The organism is Psychrobacter sp. Ps2, assembly GCF_022129405.1.
GTDB lineage: Bacteria > Pseudomonadota > Gammaproteobacteria > Pseudomonadales > Moraxellaceae > Psychrobacter.
In genome coordinates, this window is sequence record NZ_JADQAM010000020.1 from 1 (window position 1) to 1,220 (window position 1,220).

The 1,220-nt window shown below is 42.7% G+C and carries 1 pseudogene and 1 other annotated feature; the pseudogene reads right to left on the minus strand.

What is annotated here, in order from left to right:
- Positions 1 to 39: 39 nt before the first annotated feature.
- Positions 40 to 1,220 (minus strand): annotated as a pseudogene (locus tag I3254_RS00795) (IS3 family transposase); the annotation flags it as partial.
- Positions 868 to 984 (minus strand) — a sequence feature (AL1L pseudoknot). It overlaps the preceding pseudogene by 117 nt.

Genomic DNA, 1,220 nt, shown 5'->3' on the forward strand with positions numbered 1-1,220 from the left:
TGAACCGCCCCGACTATATCGGAGAGTGGATTGCTTGAGTCAGGCAGCTTTGTCTGACTCAGTAAGACTATCATAGTATCGTCTCTCAAACTCAAAAGGCGACACATAACCAATCGTACTATGAATGCGAGTTTTGTTAAACCAATCGACCCATTCAAGGGTTGCTAATTCAACATCATTCACACCTTACCACTGCTGTTTTAAATATTCAATCACCTCTGTTTTATAAAGCCCGTTAACCGTTTCAGCCAATGCATTATCGTATGAATCACCGGTTGTACCAACAGATGCAATAACGCCAGAATCAGCCATCTTATCAATATAGCGAATGGATAAGTACTGAACGCCGCGATCACTATGATGAATCACATCTTTTGGGTTATTTCTGTCTGCAATGGCTTGATTTAACGCTGCCATCACCATATCCGTGTTCATACGATCTGATACTTTCCAACCAACGATAGCGCGAGCAAACACATCAATGATAAAAGCAGTATATACCCAACCACTCAATGTCTTTATATAGGTAAAATCAGCTACCCATAGTTGGTTAGGGCGATGGGCGTTAAAGTTACGATTAACTAAATCATCAGCACGCTTTTGATCATCACGAGACTTAGTCGTTATCTTACCTTTACCTCGCCAAACACCTTGCATACCATGCTGACGCATTAACCGCTCTATAGTGCAGCGTGCAGGATGTATACCCTCTGCTTTCAACTGTTGCCAAACTTTACGAGCACCGTATCGGCATTTGCTGTTCTTCCAGATACGTTTAATATCATTAAGGTAGAAATCGTCATGCTGACTACGCTGTGAACGCTTTTCAGGATTTTCTTCTAGTTCTTTAGCACGATAGTATGTGGATGGAGCAATCGGTAATACTCTACAGATTGGTTCGACTCCATATTGTTGTTTATGATCTTCAATAAAATCAACCATTACTTGGGTTTGCGGCCCTTCTCCGCCTGGGCGAAAAAAGCTGCAGCTTTCTTTATAATCTCATTGGCTTGCTTTAACTCTCTGTTCTCACGTTCAAGCTCTTTGATACGCTCCGCTTGGCTTTGAGCTTGAATGTTTGCAGGAATGGTTTTATCAATGTGCTTTTTATGCCATGATCGTAGGGTCTCAGGCGTGCAACCTATCTTTGGCGCTATGGCTTTGATGGCTGACCAGGTGGATGGGTAATCGTCTTTAGCTGCAATCAGCATACGGACGGC